The 18,709-nt window shown below is 32.7% G+C and carries 14 protein-coding genes; 4 read left to right on the top strand and 10 right to left on the bottom strand.

From position 1 onward, the window contains the following. Nucleotides 1-180 precede the first annotated feature (180 nt). From P0R33_RS20320 to P0R33_RS20300, 5 genes are all read right to left on the bottom strand, one after another. The gene (locus P0R33_RS20320) at nt 181-663 is read right to left on the bottom strand and encodes an ABC transporter ATPase (RefSeq protein ID WP_276172985.1); all 483 of its coding nucleotides are present in this window, start codon (nt 661-663) and stop codon (nt 181-183) included. A gap of 109 nt (nt 664-772) precedes the next feature. After that, nucleotides 773-1,564: a (Fe-S)-binding protein gene (locus P0R33_RS20315; protein WP_276172984.1), complete on the bottom strand. Its 792-nt coding sequence runs from the start codon at nt 1,562-1,564 to the stop codon at nt 773-775. A gap of 135 nt (nt 1,565-1,699) precedes the next feature. After that, nucleotides 1,700-3,034: a (Fe-S)-binding protein gene (locus P0R33_RS20310; RefSeq protein WP_276172983.1), complete on the bottom strand. Its 1,335-nt coding sequence runs from the start codon at nt 3,032-3,034 to the stop codon at nt 1,700-1,702. 6 nt (nt 3,035-3,040) lie between these two features. Then, complete coding sequence (locus P0R33_RS20305) at nt 3,041-4,006, bottom strand: MlaD family protein (RefSeq protein ID WP_276172982.1); 966 nt, start codon at nt 4,004-4,006, stop codon at nt 3,041-3,043. Between the two features lie 50 nt (nt 4,007-4,056). Continuing rightward, nucleotides 4,057-5,181 (bottom strand): N-acetylmuramoyl-L-alanine amidase, encoded by a 1,125-nt coding sequence (locus P0R33_RS20300; RefSeq protein WP_276172981.1) that lies wholly within the window; start codon nt 5,179-5,181, stop codon nt 4,057-4,059. Nucleotides 5,182-5,263: 82 nt separating this feature from the next. Here P0R33_RS20300 and P0R33_RS20295 point away from each other — a divergent pair, with 82 nt between their 5' ends. Together P0R33_RS20295 and P0R33_RS20290 are read left to right on the top strand one after the other, a co-directional pair. After that, on the top strand, nt 5,264-7,963 hold the full coding sequence (locus P0R33_RS20295; RefSeq protein ID WP_276172980.1) for a putative LPS assembly protein LptD: 2,700 nt from the start codon (nt 5,264-5,266) through the stop codon (nt 7,961-7,963). Between the two features lie 25 nt (nt 7,964-7,988). After that, nucleotides 7,989-8,369: a RidA family protein gene (locus tag P0R33_RS20290; protein ID WP_276172979.1), complete on the top strand. Its 381-nt coding sequence runs from the start codon at nt 7,989-7,991 to the stop codon at nt 8,367-8,369. Here the strand turns inward: P0R33_RS20290 and P0R33_RS20285 are convergent. From P0R33_RS20285 to P0R33_RS20265, 5 genes are all read right to left on the bottom strand, one after another. Next, nucleotides 8,350-8,724: a methylglyoxal synthase gene (locus P0R33_RS20285; RefSeq protein WP_111379227.1), complete on the bottom strand. Its 375-nt coding sequence runs from the start codon at nt 8,722-8,724 to the stop codon at nt 8,350-8,352. The two genes, P0R33_RS20290 and P0R33_RS20285, sit on opposite strands and share 20 nt — an antisense overlap. 10 nt (nt 8,725-8,734) lie before the next feature. Then, the gene (locus P0R33_RS20280) at nt 8,735-9,586 is read right to left on the bottom strand and encodes an N-acetylglucosamine kinase (protein ID WP_276172978.1); all 852 of its coding nucleotides are present in this window, start codon (nt 9,584-9,586) and stop codon (nt 8,735-8,737) included. Between the two features lie 130 nt (nt 9,587-9,716). Beyond that, a complete protein-coding gene (gene gap, locus P0R33_RS20275; protein ID WP_276172977.1) occupies nt 9,717-10,721 on the bottom strand; it encodes a type I glyceraldehyde-3-phosphate dehydrogenase in 1,005 nt (334 codons plus the stop codon). A 94-nt stretch (nt 10,722-10,815) separates the two neighbouring features. After that, entirely contained in the window at nt 10,816-11,802 is a 987-nt protein-coding gene (pfkA, locus tag P0R33_RS20270; RefSeq protein WP_276172976.1) for a 6-phosphofructokinase, read from the bottom strand. A 308-nt stretch (nt 11,803-12,110) separates the two neighbouring features. Next, on the bottom strand, nt 12,111-16,622 hold the full coding sequence (locus tag P0R33_RS20265) for a translocation/assembly module TamB domain-containing protein (RefSeq protein ID WP_276175675.1): 4,512 nt from the start codon (nt 16,620-16,622) through the stop codon (nt 12,111-12,113). Between the two features lie 205 nt (nt 16,623-16,827). On the opposite strand from P0R33_RS20265, the gene tsaD reads away from it, so the two are divergent. Further along, nucleotides 16,828-17,850, top strand: a complete 1,023-nt coding sequence (gene tsaD / locus P0R33_RS20260) for a tRNA (adenosine(37)-N6)-threonylcarbamoyltransferase complex transferase subunit TsaD (protein ID WP_276172975.1) — start codon at nt 16,828-16,830, stop codon at nt 17,848-17,850. Nucleotides 17,851-17,853: 3 nt separating this feature from the next. Further along, nucleotides 17,854-18,561, top strand: coding sequence for a 16S rRNA (uracil(1498)-N(3))-methyltransferase (locus tag P0R33_RS20255; protein ID WP_276172974.1), 708 nt, complete (start codon nt 17,854-17,856; stop codon nt 18,559-18,561). Nucleotides 18,562-18,709: the final 148 nt, after the last annotated feature.

The following is an 18,709-nucleotide window of genomic DNA, read 5'->3' as shown; positions in this document are numbered from 1 at the left end:
TCCGAGGAACGAGGAATCTTCGTAAGAAACTCGACAAAGATTGGTAATTTTAATTGCGGAGCTACTTGCGGAGATTCCTCGTTCCTCGGAATGACAAACTTTGGCGAAACCTGAAACATTAAAACAAAAAAAGGCATAAAACCTAAGTTTCATGCCTTTCAAATAATTTATAAATCTTTCTTAGAAAAATCTGCTGTGCCAACTATCAGCAGCAGGAACTTCCCAAGATTCATTAAATTCTTCGATATTATTAACCAAATTATTGAAAACAATTGTATTCTCAGAAACAGATTTATCTTTAACCATTTTCTTAAAATCGATTAATGGTTTGTGTGCAATATGTTCGCCAAGTTTAAAAGTAACGTTCATTTTATCTAACAAATCAACGTTATATTTTTTCTCTAAACTTTGAATAAATTCTACTGAACTATCAATTGAACAGCCAGTTGCTGCTTGCACATCTTGATTTACAGCCAATATTATAAATCTATTGTATTTCAATAAAAAAGAAGCTTCTAGACTTGTTCCGTGAGCGGCCCATTCTTCTACAAAAGCTTTTAAATCAGTTTCAATTTCAGAAAACTCTTCCTCAGAAAACTTTCTGTTTGATTGGTAAATCCAAACTCTAGATTCACCTGGTAAATTTTCAAAAGGTATATACATTTTTTAATTTTAAATTGTTGATTTTAGATTTTTTGAAAAGTTTTAAGTTTAATGTTTCAAGTTCAAAAACTTAGAATCTTAGGAACTTAAAAACCTTAGCAACTTTTTTTTACAAATCTTGTGCATTTGCTATTAACTCAGCAACGTCCATTACTTTTATCTCACCTTCTTTATGCGCGTGTTTAATTCCATCTGTTAACATCGTATTACAGAATGGACAACCTGCGGCAATAATATCTGGCTGAACCTCTAGAGCATCTTCTGTACGAAGAACGTTCACTTCTTTATTTCCAGGTTCGGCATCTTTAAACATTTGCGCTCCACCTGCACCGCAACATAATCCATTTGCCTTAGAACGTTTCATTTCTACTAATTCAACGTCTAACTTCTCAATTAAATCTCTTGGTGCTTCGTAAACTTTATTTGCTCTTCCTAAATAACAAGGATCGTGAAAAGTAATTTTTTTACCTTTAAATTGTCCACCTTCAACAGTTAATCTTCCATCATCAATTAATGATTTTAGAAATTCTGTATGATGAATAACTTCGTAATTACCTCCTAATTCAGGATATTCATTTTTTAAAGTATTAAAACAATGAGGACAAGCTGTTACAATTTTCTTTGCTTCATAAGCATTCAGAACTTCAATATTCATCATCGCCTGCATCTGAAACAAAAATTCGTTTCCAGCTCTTTTTGCAGGATCTCCAGTACAGCTTTCTTCTGTACCTAAAACTGCAAAAGAAACATTCGTACGATTCAAAATTCGCACAAACGCTTTAGTAATTTTTTTTGCTCTATCATCAAAACTTCCTGCGCAACCTACCCAAAACAAAACTTCTGGTTGTTTCCCTTCGGCAAGCATTTCTGCCATTGTTGGCACCACTAAACTTTCTGACATCTCTCTCACTTTGTTTAATCGGTTAATCGTTGAATTGTTTAATCGCTAAAAGCAAAATCACAATTTTATAAAAACCGAAGTATTATTTTAAAATTGATTAAACGGTTAAACAACTAACCGAATAAACAATAAATCTTAATTCTCGTTTTTCCAATTCAAACGGTCTTGCTGGCTATACTGCCAAGGCGCACCATTATTTTCAATATTAGTCATCATCGCGTTTAATGACATTGGAGCAGCACTTTGTTCCATAACCAGATAACGACGCATATCCATAATAATAGATAACGGACTAATATTTACAGGACATTCCTCTACACAAGCATTACAAGATGTACAAGCCCATAATTCTTCTGGAGTAATATAATCGTTTAAAAGTGATTTATTATCGGGAACAAAAACACCTTTATTGGCGTCAATATTTTTTCCTACTTCCGTCAAACGATCTCTTGTATCCATCATAATTTTACGAGGAGACAATTTTTTACCCGTTTGATTTGCCGGACAAGAAGAAGTACAACGTCCACATTCTGTACATGTGTAAGCATTTAATAACTGAACCCAGTTTAAATCCTGAACATCACTTGCGCCAAATTTAGCTGGAGCAGCATTTTCATCTGCGGGCGGTGCCGCTGCAAACGGATCGGCATTTGGATCCATCATCAGCTTCACTTCATTTGTAACAGAAGCTAAATTATCAAATTGCCCTTCTAGCTTTAAATTAGCAAAATAAGTATTTGGGAAAGCCAAAAGAATATGCAAATGTTTAGAGAAATATAAATAGTTCATAAAAACTAAAATTCCAGCAATATGCAACCACCAGAAAACTTCAAATAAAAGCACAACCAATTCATTTGACATTCCGTTAAAAATCGGAGCGATAAACTGACTAATTGGAAAACTTCCTGCTTTATGAAAAACACCTCCTGGAACATTTTGCAAATGATAATCTGAAGCGTTCATCAATAAAAACAAAATCATCAAAACAGTTTCAAAATACAAAATGTAATTCGCATCGCTTTTTGGGAATCCAGTTAAATCAGAGTGAATAAAACGTTTCAATCTAATGAAATTTCTTCTGATCCAAAAAACAGTAACCGCAAAAATAACCAGTATTGCTAATATTTCAAACGAAGCAATTAAAACATCATAAACTACTCCCAAATACGGAGCAAAAATTCGGTGTGTACCGAAAAGCCCATCAATTATTATTTCAAGTAATTCAATATTAATAATGATGAATCCCACATAAACAAAAATATGCAGTATTCCTGCAACAGGGCGTCTCACCATTCTTGATTGCCCAAGAGCAATCAAAGCCATGTTTTCCCATCGAGCTTTAGGATTATCTTTTCGATCTACATCTACTCCCAAATTAATGTTTCGGATGATCTTTTTTACGCTCGCTGCAAAAAAACCGAAACCAACTACAAGAAGTATGGCAAACAAAATATTATCTAAATAACTCATTTACAATTATTTTTTATCAGTTGAATTTGTATCTTCAGTTGGCGCCACATAAGGCTTGTTTTTCTTTCCAAAAAGAGAAACATTTACGTAACGTGTTGGATATAAACGAACATCTTGTAAAAGCAATTCAAGCTCTTTAGATGTTTTTGCTAAGTTATTATAAAGAGCATCGTCGTTTAATAATTTTCCAGCAGTACCTTTTCCTGAATTTAAATTAGCCATTAAACCGTCAACTTTGGCAAGAGTTTGATTTAAACTACGAACTGTTTTCCCTAAATCAGCTTTGTTTAAAGAATCAGAAATTTTATTGAAATTGTTTGATGCTTTATTAAAGTTAGAAACCATTCCGTTAATCTGTCCTTTATTAGTGTCTAAAATATTATTTAAACTGCCTGAAGCTTTATGAAACTGCGCCATTGTCTGACTTAGCTCAGCAATTGTTTTCTTCAAATTTTCTTGCGTTTGCTTATCTAAAGTATTGTTTAGTCCGGTAACTAAAACATCAATATTTACAAGCATTTTGTCTAGCTTTTGCTGAATTGGCTCAATTTTCCCTCCTAAAGATTCCGTTAATCCAAGTTCTACATTTGAAGCTAAAGTCTGCCCGTCTTCTGCTAATTCTTTGTCAGCCAAATTCGGAACAATTTTAATTTGCTTTCCTCCAATTAAACTAGGAGAATACAATGATGCAGTGCTCGTTTTAGAAATTGGAAAATCTGTTTTTAACTGAAGTTCAACTAATAATTTACCTGTTACTTCATCTATAGTGATTTTACTTACTTTACCAATTGCAAGCCCGTTAAGTGTAACTGGCGCTGAAGGTGAAAGATCTTCAACATTATCATATTGAACATATAAAGTTTTATAATTTGTAAAAAGATCTCTGCCTTTTAGAAAACTATAACCCCAAATAAATAATAAAATCGATGCGATGACTAATATAGCCGTTTTAATTTCTCTTGTTAGTTTCAAAATTCTAAGTGTTTGTACAAAATTAATATAAATATTCGAACTTAGGCTTATTATTTAATTGCGTCCTGAATACTGATTTTTTCTCCATCTCTAGTTGCCACTAAAAATGCTGCGCCATACCCTTTACTTTTAGCTTCTTGCAAATATTTTTGCGCTGTTTCGTAACTTGAAGTTTCTTCGTAGAAATACTTATATATATTGTTTTCAAATAACATCGTCACATTTTTTAGCCCTTTAAAATTTTTAGGTTCCAATGGCGTTTTTTTAATACTCGCTATCAGCTGCACTTTAAAAAAGGTTCCCTTAGGAGCATTTTTAACCGCTGCAACAGGTGCGGTTGTTTTAGGCTTTACTGGTTTTGAAGTATCTCTTATGGGCCGACTGTCGTCTGACTCGGTTCCTGATCCAAAATACTCTCTTTTATAACTTAAGATTGCCTCTGCAATTGCTCTTGCAATATCATCCTGACCTTCTTCAGAATTTAAAATATTACCTTCTGTTGGGTTAGATACAAATCCAGTTTCAACCAAAACTCTAGGCATGTATGCTTTATGAAGTACCATAAAAGGTGCTTGTTTCACACCGCCTTGACGAAGTTTTTTACCTAATTTTTCAAAATTATCTTCAATTTTGGTAGCTAAAGAAATACTGTTATCTAAATATTCTTCTTGCATCAATGTCATACCGATCATCGATTCTGGCGAATTAGGATCGTAACCTTCGTATTTACGTTTATAATCTTTCTCTAAAGTAATTACAGAGTTCTCTTTCTTTGCTGCTTCAAGGTTTGAGGCAACTTTACTTAAACCCATTACATAAGTTTCTGTTCCGTCGGCAGCTGTATTTTTATTGGCATTACAGTGTATAGAAACAAAAATATTTGAATTGGCTCTATTTGCGATATTGGCTCTTTCGACCAAATCGATAAAAACGTCTGTTTTACGGGTATAAATTACATTAACATTCGGATTTAGCTCTAAAATCTTTCCCACTTTTAGAACAATCGCTAAAGCAATATTTTTTTCAATTCTGCCGCTATAAACAGCTCCAAAGTCATGATCGCCATGTCCAGCATCCAAAGTTACCTTAAACACATTGGACTGACTATGAGCATAAAAAGACAGGATTGTTAGAAATAAAGTAAATATTACCTTAAATTTGTTAATTCTATTCATAAATCTAAAAGTTAATTTTAATAAAATGCAGCTGTTATAATTTTCAGAATTGATTATTTTTGCCAAAAAATTATATGTAAGTTTGACATGTCAAAAAACAAGCCATAATTTTACAAAAATAGCATTTAAACCTTTGCATACAAACTTATTTAATATCGTTTTAATATCATTTTTCCTAACTATAGGTTGTGGTAATTTATATTCGCAAGAAATAAAAAACAAAAAAAAGTCTTTACCTGCTGTAAAACAAACAGATAAAGAATCCAAACCCGTAATCGATACTATAAAGCTAGACACTGTTAGACCTAAAAAGACTTTTTTGGATGGAAAAGTAAAATACAAAGCTAAAGATTATGCAAAAATTGATCAGAAAAACAAACTTATCACTTTATATAATGAAGCCGAATTATACTATAAAGATGTAGAATTAAAATCGGGTATCATTATTCTTAATTATGAAAAGGACGAAGTTTATGCGGGAAGAATAAAAGATTCTGCTGGGGTTTTAGTCCAATATCCTAATTTCAAACAGGGTTCAAGCGAAGTTCAACCCGACTCAATTCGATTTAATTTCAAAACAAAAAAAGCATTAATTTATAATTCTAGAACCGAACAGGGAGAATTTAAAATTAAAGCCGCAGTCACCAAAAAAGAAAACGATTCTGTTTATTTCTTAAGAGGAGCACGTTTTACAACTTCAACAGATGTTGATCATCCAGAATATTATTTCCAAACCAGTAAAGTAAAATTTATTCCTGGAAAAAAAGTAATTACCGGTTTAACCAACATGGTAATTGCAGACGTGCCAACACCTTTAGCACTGCCTTTTGCTTATTTTCCGATGAGTCAGGAAAAAAGTGTTTCTGGTATTATTATTCCTAGTTATAATGATTCTAACACCAGAGGTTTTTCTCTTCAAAATGGTGGATATTATTTTGCTTTAAGCGATCATTATGACTTAACCGTACTTGGGGATTATTACACCAACGGAAGTTACGCCATGCGATTTGAATCTTCATATGCAACAAGATACAAATATCGAGGAAATGTAAATATACGTTTTGAAAATCTAATAAACAGCGAACGTGGATATCCTGATTACTCAAAACAGAACATTTACAATATTCAGTGGTCGCATTCTAAAGACACAAAATCAAACCCAAATTCAACCTTTTCTGCGTCGGTAAATATGGGTAGTAGTAAATACTTTAAACAATCTATTAATCAAGCCAATATTGGTTCGAACCTAAACAACACTTTAAGTTCTTCTATTTCATACAATAAAACTTTTAATACTATTCCAGGATCACGTATTTCGTTATCAGCAACACACCAGCAAAATACACAAACAGAAGATATCATTATGACACTTCCTACATTGCAAGGAAGTATAGACCGTATTTATCCTTTTGCTGGAAAAGACGGCGTTAAGAAAGGGATAATCAAAAACATTAACTTACAATATAATGTAAGCGGAAAAAATGAATTTAAAACAAAAGATTCTTTGTTTTTCAAGCCTCAGATGTTTAAAGATGCCCAAATGGGAATGCAACATACAATTCCTCTTAGTACAAACTTTAAGGTTTTTAAATATTTTAGCGCAAGCGCATCGACAACTTATCAGGAGACTTGGGTAAATAAAACAATCAAAAAAAGCTATGATCCTTCAACAGGACAAGCTGAACCTTCAACTGTAGGTGGTTTTGACTCTTTTAGAACTTACAATTTTAGCACAAACTTAGGAACAACCATTTACGGAACTTTCAATTTTGGCGAAGACAAGAAAATTCAGTCTATAAGACACGTTATGCGTCCAAGTGTAACTTATGCTTATACACCAAGTTTTGAGCGTTATTATGATACTTATGCGGTTGATGCAAGCGGAAGAATCACTTCTGAATATACAAGATTTGAAAACGGTCTTTTTGGACAGCCTGGTAAAGACAATTCTAACGTAGTTGGTTTTTCTTTGAGCAATACTTTTGAAGCAAAAGTAAGAGACAAAGACAGTACTAAAACTGAACCAAAAAAAATAATGCTGTTAAATAACTTAAACTTCAGTACAAGCTATAATTTCAATGCAGACGGAAAAACAACTTTTGGCTGGCAACCTGTATTAGTAAGTGGTGGAACGCAGTTTTTTGACAACAAAATGAATATGAACTTTGGTGCAACATTAGATCCTTACGCGATTGATAATGGAGGTAACAAGCTAAACAAATTCAACATTGATAACGGCGGAAGTTTATTTAGAATGACCAGTGCAAACGTAACGGTAAACTATTCGTTTTCTAGCAAAGGAACCGGCGACAAAGAAAAGAATACCCAAAGTCAGCGGAATGGTGGGCGAAGTGATGATTTATTTGGTACAAACACCGATTTAAATGACACTCGAAATAGCCAATTTGCCAATGAACCTGAAAAAGAAGATGTGATAACAGAGTTTTTTAACTCAAAAATCCCTTTTGACATGACGCTTGCTTACTCTTTAACATACTCTAATATAAATCGAGAGAATAGAATCTCTAATAACTCTCTTATGATTTCGGTCAACACAGACATTACACCAAAATGGAAAGGTGGAATTTCTACTGGTTATGATTTTGTACAAAAAGGAGTTACTTTTACTCAATTCCGTTTTGAAAGAGATTTGTTAAGCTGGAGAATGGCATTTAACTGGCAGCCTTTAGGAACAAATTCTAACTGGAACTTCTTTATCGGAATTAAATCTGGTATGCTTAGTGACATTAAATGGAACAAACGAAGCGTTTCTAATCGATAAACTTTCGAATCAAAATACTTTCATTATGAAAAAAATAATCTTTACCGAGAAAGCTCCGGCTCCAATCGGACCTTACAACCAAGCTGTTTTATCTGGAAATACACTTTATGCTTCCGGACAAATTGCAATTAATCCAGAATCAGGAGAATTGATTACAGACAATATTAACGACGAAACTAACCAAGTTATGCAAAACATTGCTGCAATCCTAGAAGCTGCAGGAATGACTTTTGAGAACGTTGTAAAGTCAACTATTTTCATCATGGACATGAATAACTTTGGAGCAATAAATACGGTTTATGGTTCGTATTTTAACGAAAAAACCGCTCCAGCACGTGAAACGGTTCAGGTGGCTTGTCTGCCAAAAAATGTTAATGTAGAAATATCTATAATTGCTGTGCAATAGCATCTAGTAATAATTGTGCCGTTGCTTCGTTTGTTGCCAGCGGCACATTATGCACATCGCAAACACGAATCAACATATTAATATCTGCCTCGTGCGGATGACTTGACAAAGGATCTTTAAAAAAGAAAACCATTTTTGTAATTCCTTCAGCCACTCTTCCTGCAATTTGTGCATCGCCTCCTAAAGGCCCAGAAAGCATTCTTTGAGTTTTAAAACCCGCAGCTTCAGCTTTACCTCCAGTAGTACCAGTACCAATTAATCTTATTTTTTCATTGTGTAAAACAGCTTCATTTTTAATTAAAAAATCAATTAAATCAGCTTTTTTTCCATCATGAGCAATAATGGCAATTTCCATAAAATCAGAACTATTGATTAGCGACATGATATGCAATTAATCCATCAATAGGTCTTCTTAAAACATTTCCTAATTGAAGTTCATATTTATTGAAAGTTTCTTGTAATTCGTCTTTCAAATAAAATGCAATAGAACCAACAAAATGCACAGGAACCTCTTTGCAGTTATCGAATTGCTTAATGTAATTCTTAACGAAAGATTTCATTCCTTTGAAGATAATTTTTCTACAGAATTCCGTATCCTTATGTTTAATTAAAAACTTAGCATAAGTTGCTAAATAAGCATTTGGATTTGGTTCTTTATATAATTTATTTTTAATAAAATCTGGATCAACGTCGTACTCTTTTTCAAGTTCAACAGCCAATTCTTTAGGCATTTTATTAAAGTAGTATTTTCTAATCAATTCTTTTCCAAAAACGTTACCGCTACAGTCGTCCATAACAATATATCCTAAAGACTGTACTTTTTGATGCAATACCTTTCCATCAAAATAACTACAGTTAGAACCAGTTCCTAATATAGAAACAATTGCTTCTTCTCCTTTTGGAGTTGTTGCGTAAACCGCTGCGTAAGTATCTTCCTGAACATCTACAATAGCGTTAGTAAAATACTCTTGGAAAATTTGAGATAATGCTGTTTTCATTCTATCAGTACCACATCCTGCACCATAAAAGAATAAATGAGTAGCATTTTTTTTGTTTTGTAAGATATCAAAACGGTCGTTTAATCTTTCGATAATTTCCGGACCATCAAGAATTTCAGGATTTAATCCTAAAGTTTGTGTTGTGAATAATACTTTTCCATTATCATCTATCGCAATCCAATCGGCTTTAGTAGATCCACTGTCAACTATTAATTTCATTTGTTTAGTTTTTGGAATTAGGCTTTTTCTATTTTTAATTTAAAAGTGTGATTTTTACATTAATTATAGAGGTAACAAAATAAGAAAATCCCGTTATTGTAGTAACGGGATTTTGCAAAAATATATATTATTATTTTAAACCTGCAATATGTACAGATAAATCGATCAATTTGCTTGAGTATCCGTACTCATTGTCATACCAAGAAACTAATTTGAAGAAAGTTGAGTTCAAACCAATTCCAGCAGTAGCATCAACGATAGATGTTCTTTTGTCAGAGATGAAATCTTGAGAAACAACAGCATCTTCAGTATATCCTAAGATACCTTTTAATTCGTTTTCAGAAGATTTTTTCAATACAGCCATAATTTCTTCGTATGAAGTTTCTTTAGCCAATTTTACAGTTAAATCTACTGTAGAAACGTCAGCTGTAGGAACACGGAAAGCCATACCTGTTAATTTTCCATTTAAGTCTGGAATTACTTTTCCAACCGCTTTTGCAGCACCAGTTGAAGAAGGAATGATGTTGATTGCAGCAGCACGTCCACCTCTCCAGTCTTTTCTAGAAGGTCCGTCAGCTGTCATTTGAGTTGAAGTAGTTGCGTGAACAGTAGTCATTAAACCTTCAACAATTCCGAAGTTATCATTGATAACTTTAGCTAAAGGAGCTAAACAGTTTGTAGTACAAGAAGCGTTAGAAACAACTAAATCAGAAGCTTTTGCAGTTTCATGGTTTACTCCCATTACAAACATTGGAGCGTCAGCAGAAGGAGCAGAAATGATAACTTTTTTAGCTCCTCCTTTTAAGTGCTCGCTTGCAGTTTCGATAGTTGTGAAGATACCTGTACATTCTGCTACTACATCAACATCAACTTCGTTCCATTTTAAGTCAGCAGGATTTCTTTCTGCAGTAATACGGATATTTCTTCCGTTTACGTAAAGTTTTCCTTCTTTTACTTCTACAGTTCCGTCGAAACGACCGTGAACTGAATCATATTTTAATAAATAAGCTAAGTGATCAACATCTAATAAATCGTTGATTGCAACAACTTCTACATTATCTCTATTGAAAGATTCTCTAAAAACGATTCTTCCGATACGTCCAAATCCGTTTATTCCTAATTTTACTTTTGACATTTTACTAAATTTTTGCTTTTGTTTTTATTACACTATTTTCAAAGTCTAATTTCCTCACAATAAACTTCTCTTCTTTTTAAACTTTTATCTTTGATTATGTTGACATGATGTCAGACACTCTTAATAATTCTCTATCAATTTCTGATTTTCCTTTAATAGCTTGCTCTAATGGAGTTAAAACCACTTTATCTTCTTTTAAACCAACCATATAGTTAGATTTTCCTTCTAATAAAGATTCTACAGCTTTCATTCCTAAACGGCTTGCTAAAACACGATCAAAACAAGATGGAGAACCACCACGTTGCATGTGTCCTAAAACAGAAACCCTTACATCGTATTCTGGAAGATTTGCCTCAACATAATCTTTTAGTTCGAATACGTTTTTACCAATTTTATCTCCTTCAGCAATCACCACAATACTTGATGATTTTCCTGAAGCTTTACTTTTTTGAAGTGAATCTAAAAGACGATCTAATCCTAAATCTTCTTCAGGAATAAGAATCTCTTCTGCTCCAGCACCAATACCAGCATTAAGAGCAATATGACCAGCATCTCTACCCATAACCTCTACAAAAAATAGACGGTTATGTGAACTTGCCGTATCTCTAATTTTATCGATACAATCAACAACAGTATTTAAAGCCGTGTCGTACCCTAGAGTAAAACTTGTACCATAAATATCATTATCAATAGTACCTGGAATTCCCATTACTGGAAAATCGTATTCTGAATTAAAAATCAAACCTCCTGTAAAACTACCGTCTCCACCAATTACAACAAGAGCATCAATACCTGCCTTTACAAGATTTTCGTGCGCTTTTTTTCTACCTTCTGGAGTTCTAAACTCAACTGAACGAGCCGATTTTAAGATCGTTCCGCCTTTGTTTACAATATTATTTACACTACGAGGCCCCATTTCTTTGAAGTCGCCTTCAATCATTCCTTGATACCCTCTATAAATTCCGATGCATTCTATATTATGATATGCACAAGTACGAACAACCGCTCGAATTGCAGCATTCATTCCAGGTGAATCTCCTCCTGAGGTAAGAACACCTACTTTTTTTATTGTTTTTGGCATTATTTAAGTATTAAAGTGTAAAATTAGCAAACATTAAGCACTTTTCGGGTTACGATTATCATAAATTAATAAAATCTGTTAAATTCAAACGTTTTCGTTAATAAGTTTTTTCTATGAAAAAATTTCATTAAAAATAAAAAATTGCTATTTTTTTATTAAATCGTCAAAAATTAACAATACCCAAATGAAGTGTTATAAAACTAGAATTTTTCTCTCACATGAAAAATCCTTAAAGTGGGCCTAAATTTAGCACAAAAAAAACCATTATGAGAATAATGGTTTTATAAATATCTTTTTTTAACAAATTGTTAATAATCATTATCAGGAATTAAACCTTGATTATTTGCTGGTTCTTCTTTTTTCTTCTTCTCCTCTTCTTTTTTCTTTTTCTCTTCCTCTTTCTCAGCTTTCTTTTTATTTTTCTCCGATTCTTTCTTGCTTGTAAAATTCACATAATCTGGATTTAAATAAGAATCTTGAAGATCATCTGAGGTTTTAGAAGCACGCTCGATTTTTTGTTTTTTAAACAGCTTGTTTACAAGCTCGCTAAAAGTATCAAAATCCACTTCATAAGAAACACCGACTCCTTGCGTATATCCAATTCCTTGCCCTATATAATTAATATCATTTTCTTTATTAAATAATCGAAGATTCATTGTTCCATCTTCATTTACACGATACAAAATTTCAATATCTCCGACAATTGCAGATTCATTAACCCCTCCAACCGGAACTCCAACCTTTCCATTAATCGTAATTCGCTCATTTACCTGAGAAGAAATATTCGCTACAAACTGACCATCTACTTCCTGCCCTGTTCTTCTGTCGGCAGCAATATAATTTAAATCAATATTTACCTTATCATTATCCGATTTTATAATTCCTCCTAATAAACTCGACGCCGTTTCTGTTAATGTTCCAGAGAAATCGCCTTGACTAAATCCGTCTGTACTCATAAACGAACCTGTTGACAATAAATACAACGCTTGCGTCTGACGTATATCTTTATCATCTAATTTATATTGAATTTCAGATTTCAAGACATTACTAACAGATGGAAACTGAATATCAAAGTTAGGCTCTGGACTTGCCAAATCTCCTCTTAATCCGATAACTACTTCTACAGGAACTTTTTTATTGAATGAAGAAGTATTATCCAAAAGCACAGCCGGATTGGCTTGCGTTTTATAAACTGCTTCTAAATTTAACTGAGCACGCATCGGGTTTCCTTCCCAAATGATTGAACCTCCTTTTTTAACCGCAAACTTTTTATCGATAAGTCCACCGTATTTGAAATTATAAGTCCCTTCGTATGCCTGGAAATCTCCCCACATATTAAATTTACCTAGAGTATTAATTTTAAACAAAAGAGATCCATATCCTTTTCCTTTCATTCCATGGCCAGAATTTCGATCCAGAATAACTTCTACTTCGGCGTCTGGCGTGATATCAAAATCAAATTCAAGTTCAAGTCCGTTATAGTTTTTAGTTTTTTCTTCAATTCCATTCGCTAGATTATATTTTTCCTGTGGCGTAACAAAATGAATCCAACTGCTTTCTCCAACACTTTGCACATTATTAATAGGTATCTTAACCTCTGTGCCTTTTTCAGATTTAGCGTCTACTTTTATAAACAAACCTTCAACAGGACCTCTTATACTAGCCGATCCGTTTATGAACGCTGTTCCGAAATAGGCCGCATCATCACTATCTTTAGTATCTAAAGCCAATAAGCGTTTAGAAGTTATGTTCAAATCCAGTTTCCAATCGCCAAAATTCTTATGCTCAATACTTCCATTAAGCAAACCTTTTGTTCCGTATTTCGTGTCTGTTAACTGATTATTTCTAAATAAAAACTTTTCATTCGTCAAATCAATTACAGTTCGATCGCTTAATTCATAATCTGTATTAAGATACGGAATTGTCATACCTGCCTTTTCTACATACAAACGTCCATTGATTTCTGGTTTTTTCAAGTTTCCAACTACAGATGCATTTCCAGAAACCGAACCTCTAATATTAGACAGCACATCGCCGCCAATCGTTCCTAAAGTTGCTAGATTGAATCCTTCCAATTTCAGATTCATATCCATGATTGTTTCTTTATTTTCTACAGCAAAAGTTCCGTTAGCTCTAAAAGATTCTGTAAAACCATTTTGTATAGAAGAATTAACAGTAAACTTTCTAAAAGTTTCGTCTCCAGAAATATCAAAATTAAGTGTACCTAATTCTGTTTTATTCAACACAAGATGATCAATTTTAATAGATGCCGTTGGCTGATAAACATTTTTATTCTGCTTATAATTGACTCTTCCGTTTAGGTTACCATCAAATACAAATTTGGAATTTAAAGGTGTAATTTTATTGATATCAACATCTTCAAAATTGAGCTCGAGATCTTTATAATCACTTCCTTTCATAACTCCATTCAAATCAATTTTCTGATTTTCGTGAGATAAAACAATATTATCAAATGTGAAATTCTTGAAAAACTGATCAAAAACAATCTGATTATCTGGTCCTGCTTCTTCATTTAAATACCATATATAGTCTTTAAATTTCATTTCCGATTTCTTGATTCCGACAATATTATTTTTATTCTTATCAATAGTATGATATAAATCTAAATTGAAATAATCCTCGCCTTGATTTCCTCCTTTAAATTCAGAACGAACAAAAAGCGTATCTTTAGAAGTAACATTAATTAAATTGAAATCTCGAATCTTATAATAAGGCGTTTTGATGCTATCTAGCTCAACATAAGCATTGTAAAGCGGATTTTTATTATCAACATTTACACGAATATTGTCAAATGTGTTTTTAGCCGCTGTAATTTTTTTAGATCTGAATCTAAATTTAAATTCCTGAAGATCAGAATCGATTTTCCCTCTTACAACTGTTGACGAGTCAATATTAATTTCTGGATAAAGCATTTCGACAACTTTATCGTAAACACGGAAATTGAATCTTAAAAACTGCCCTTTTCTAACTTTATAAGGTTTATAATTGGTATATAAACTACCAACGGAATTCATTACCAGTTTGTCTAATTGGTCAAATCTAAATTTACCAACGATTTTTCCATCCACGACATCATTTGAACTAATTGTAATTGTTCTAATTCTTTCGGCATCAAAGTTTGAATTGATATTTACTTCATCAAAAACATAAGTTGCTTTTGGATTCTGATATTCTGTGTCTTTGATATAAATATTTCCTTGAAGATTTTCAATTGAATTCCCGGTTAACTGAACTTCAACATCTCCTCTAAATTTAGAAATAGAATCTCCAACAAACTTAAGCTTTCTTAAATCTGAATTTTCTACGTTAATGTGAAAATCATATCGATTTTCTTTTTTGCTTAAATCTAACAAACCATCAAAAGTTAAATTCAGATTCGGATCATTTATAGCAATTTGTCCTTTGTAATAAGGAAGTTTAAAATTTCCGTTTACAACAATATTATTATAAGTGTATTTATTATAATCCAACTTAGAAATATCTCCTTTTACTATGGTATTCAAGTATTTCTCTGTAAAACCAACTCCTTCAACATCAAGATTTAAGGTTGTTCTCCCTACGTCTTTTCTTCCTAAAACTGCTCCGACATTAAAATTATCCAGCACAATATTTCCCGAATAAGAAGCTTTATCAATAAAGTCCATATTATTCAGATGCAGATCGACTTTTCCGTTTCCTAAATCAGTCGCCATTTTAAAATCGGTTTCTAAGGCAGTTGTAGAAACTTTAGCTTTTCCGACAATATTAAATTTTCCAATTCTTTTAAGTTCTTTTGGAAGTTTTTTGCCCAAAATTTCTGGAAGCAAAATCACTAAATCATCATAACTAGAAAGCAGTTTATCAAACTTTCCGTCCATGTAAAATTTCTGGGTTTTACTGCCTAAAAGATTTTTAAAGTTTATGGTTCCATTAATTTTCGATCCGTTTGTATCGCTCAATCTTAATTTAGTAAGAGTTAAATCATTAAGCGGACCATTTAATTTGGTTTTGATTTTAAAATGCTGATTTTTACCCAATCCGTCATAAAAATGGCGAATATCGTTGGTAGCAATTGATGCAGAATCTAAAACAACATTAAATCTTACTTTATCTGTAAAATCCAGAAAATCTTCTGGTTTATAATTTAATATCGCAATACCATAAAGAGAAGATCTTTTTGTTTTAACAGCCAGATTTTCTACCTTAATTTGCTTTTTGGTATAACTAAATTTACCCGCAAAATTAGAAACATACAAACCGCGATGATCCATAAAAGAAAACCTATGAATTGTTGTATTAACTTCTGGTCCGTAAAGTTTAAAATCGCTTATGTAGGCATTTAATTTCGTGAAATCTAAAAACTTAGGCGTAGTTTTATTTTCATCGACAACAGAAAATCTTCCTTTTTCGATGTATGCATTTTTAGCAGTTAATAGAAAATGTTTGGTAGATTTTTTCTTTGGTGTATTTTCAACCTCAAACGCTTTAATAAATTTATTGATATTATTCTCGTCTTCACCTTTATAGGTTTTCAGATTAAAGATTAAGCCTGTCAGACGCAAATCTCCAAAAATTAAGTCGCCGTCAAGTAATCGGCTAAGACTTGCAATATCAGTTGTAATAATATCAGAATAAATCAGTGTGTTTTTATGATGATCTAAAATCATCACATTTTTAAGTTTAACACCTCCAAAAATATTAATCGCCGTTTTTTCTACACTGATATTAACTTTATAATCTTCGTTTAAAGAATTAGTGACATAATTGGCAATCTGAGTTTGAACAACAGGTAAAGAAAGTATGATAGCCAATGCCAGCACAAGTAAAATCAACCCAAATAGGGTTCGTGATATTATTTTCTTTACTGTTTTTATAGCTGTTTTAATTTTAGTTTTCTTTTAATTTATTTTGAGCAGACAAAGAACAACTGTTTTTGATAAAAATTCTTTAATTTTGAACACTGCTTAAATCAAAGAAATCATTTCGTTTGATTTGTCAAATATAATTCAAAATTTGTGCCTTTATATGCAAAATCCAGAGGTTTTTATTCTAGCCATCGAAAGTTCATGCGATGATACTGCTGCCGCGGTTTTACATAACGACAAAGTATTGTCAAATGTTGTAGCCAATCAATTAATTCATAATCAATACGGCGGTGTAGTTCCAGAATTGGCTTCTAGAGCACATCAGCAGAATATTGTACCGGTCATAGATGCTGCACTTCGCAAAGCAAATGTACAAAAAGAACAGTTAAGCGCAATCGCATTTACGCAAGGTCCAGGATTAATGGGATCTTTATTGGTTGGAACTTCTTTCAGCAAATCTTTAGCGTTGGCTTTAAAAGTTCCGTTAATTGCTGTAAATCACATGCATGCCCATATTTTGGCTCATTTTATTGATGAAGAAGGTTATGATAAACCTGAGTTTCCATTTTTAGCTTTAACCATTAGCGGCGGACATACGCAAATTGTAAAAGTGAACAGTTTTTTTGATATGGAAATTATCGGCGAAACCACTGATGACGCCGTAGGAGAAGCATTTGACAAAAGCGCAAAAATTCTTGGACTTCCTTATCCAGGCGGACCTTTGATTGATAAATATGCGAAAGAAGGAAATCCGAAAGCGTTTGCTTTTACCAAACCAAAAGTTCCTGGATTAGATTTTAGTTTTTCTGGACTTAAAACTGCTATTTTGTATTTCATCAAAAAAAACAAACAAGCAAACCCAAATTTCATTGAAGAAAATCTAAATGACATTTGTGCTTCGATTCAGCATACGATTATTGAAATTTTAATGGATAAAATTAAATTGGCTGTAAAAGAAACCGGAATTACGCAAATCGCAATTGGTGGCGGAGTTTCTGCAAATTCTGGAATAAGAAATACGCTGAAAGAAACGGAAAGCAAATATGGCTGGAAAACTTTTATTCCGAAATTTGAATATACAACAGACAATGCCGCAATGATTGGAATTGTTGGCTACCAAAAATACTTATCTAATCGTTTTGAAACTTCTTCAGTTGTTTCTAAAGCAAGAATTCAATTCTAAATCATGCAGTTATTTTTTAATCCGAATATAGACGAAACAACCGAAAGTTTTTCTTTTGATAAAGAAGAAAGCAGACATATTATAAAAGTTTTACGAAAAAAAGATTCTGATATTCTTCAAGTTACAAACGGTTCAGGATTATTGTTTGAGACGCAGATTACTTTGGCTTCAGATAACAAATGTACCGTTGAAGTACTTTCGATAAAAAATGCTGAAAAACCTAAATTCCATCTTCATCTTGCCGTTGCGCCGACCAAAATGAACGATCGTTTTGAATGGTTTCTAGAAAAAGCAACCGAAATTGGAATTCAGGAAATTACTCCAATTTTCTGCGATCGTTCTGAGCGAAAAGTAATTAATCGTGATCGTTTTGAAAAAATTATTCTTTCGGCAATGAAACAATGCAACGAAACATTTCTTCCAAAATTAAATGAAGCCGTTTCGTTTAAAGATTTTATTAAGCAGAAAAACAATGGTTTACAATTAATTGCGCATTGCGAAGAAACCGATAAAAAATCTTTGAAAGAAGTTTTAAAATCAAATGAAGACGTTACCATCTTAATTGGTCCAGAAGGAGATTTTTCTGAAAAAGAAATCGCATTGGCATTAGAAAACAATTACAAACCTGTAACTTTAGGAAACACACGTTTAAGAACCGAAACGGCTGCGGTTGTGGCTTGTCATAGTGTTGTTTTTTTTAATGAGGCTTAATTATCCCCTCAATCTTGTCATTTCGACGAAGGAGAAATCTCCGTTAGAAGCTCGACAAAGATTGGCAACTTACTTTACGGAGTTATTTGTGGAGATTTCTCCTTCGTCGAAATGACAAAAATGCGAAAACAAGATATTTAAAACTTAT

The sequence above is a fragment of the Flavobacterium sp. YJ01 genome, from assembly GCF_029320955.1.
Taxonomy (GTDB): Bacteria; Bacteroidota; Bacteroidia; order Flavobacteriales; family Flavobacteriaceae; genus Flavobacterium.
The sequence above is the reverse complement of the archived record's forward strand: the minus strand, read 5'-3'. Positions and strand labels throughout refer to the sequence as shown.

Excerpts from the sequence above, each read along its gene's own strand:
- P0R33_RS20320 (WP_276172985.1), bottom strand. The coding sequence starts at position 663 with ATGTATATACCTTTTGAAAATTTACCAGGTGAATCTAGAGTTTGGATT.
- P0R33_RS20315 (WP_276172984.1), bottom strand. The coding sequence starts at position 1,564 with ATGTCAGAAAGTTTAGTGGTGCCAACAATGGCAGAAATGCTTGCCGAA.
- P0R33_RS20310 (WP_276172983.1), bottom strand. The coding sequence starts at position 3,034 with ATGAGTTATTTAGATAATATTTTGTTTGCCATACTTCTTGTAGTTGGT.
- P0R33_RS20300 (WP_276172981.1), bottom strand. The coding sequence starts at position 5,181 with ATGAATAGAATTAACAAATTTAAGGTAATATTTACTTTATTTCTAACA.
- P0R33_RS20290 (WP_276172979.1), top strand. The coding sequence starts at position 7,989 with ATGAAAAAAATAATCTTTACCGAGAAAGCTCCGGCTCCAATCGGACCT.
- P0R33_RS20285 (WP_111379227.1), bottom strand. The coding sequence starts at position 8,724 with ATGGAAATTGCCATTATTGCTCATGATGGAAAAAAAGCTGATTTAATT.
- P0R33_RS20280 (WP_276172978.1), bottom strand. The coding sequence starts at position 9,586 with ATGAAATTAATAGTTGACAGTGGATCTACTAAAGCCGATTGGATTGCG.
- gap (WP_276172977.1), bottom strand. The coding sequence starts at position 10,721 with ATGTCAAAAGTAAAATTAGGAATAAACGGATTTGGACGTATCGGAAGA.
- pfkA (WP_276172976.1), bottom strand. The coding sequence starts at position 11,802 with ATGCCAAAAACAATAAAAAAAGTAGGTGTTCTTACCTCAGGAGGAGAT.
- tsaD (WP_276172975.1), top strand. The coding sequence starts at position 16,828 with ATGCAAAATCCAGAGGTTTTTATTCTAGCCATCGAAAGTTCATGCGAT.
- P0R33_RS20255 (WP_276172974.1), top strand. The coding sequence starts at position 17,854 with ATGCAGTTATTTTTTAATCCGAATATAGACGAAACAACCGAAAGTTTT.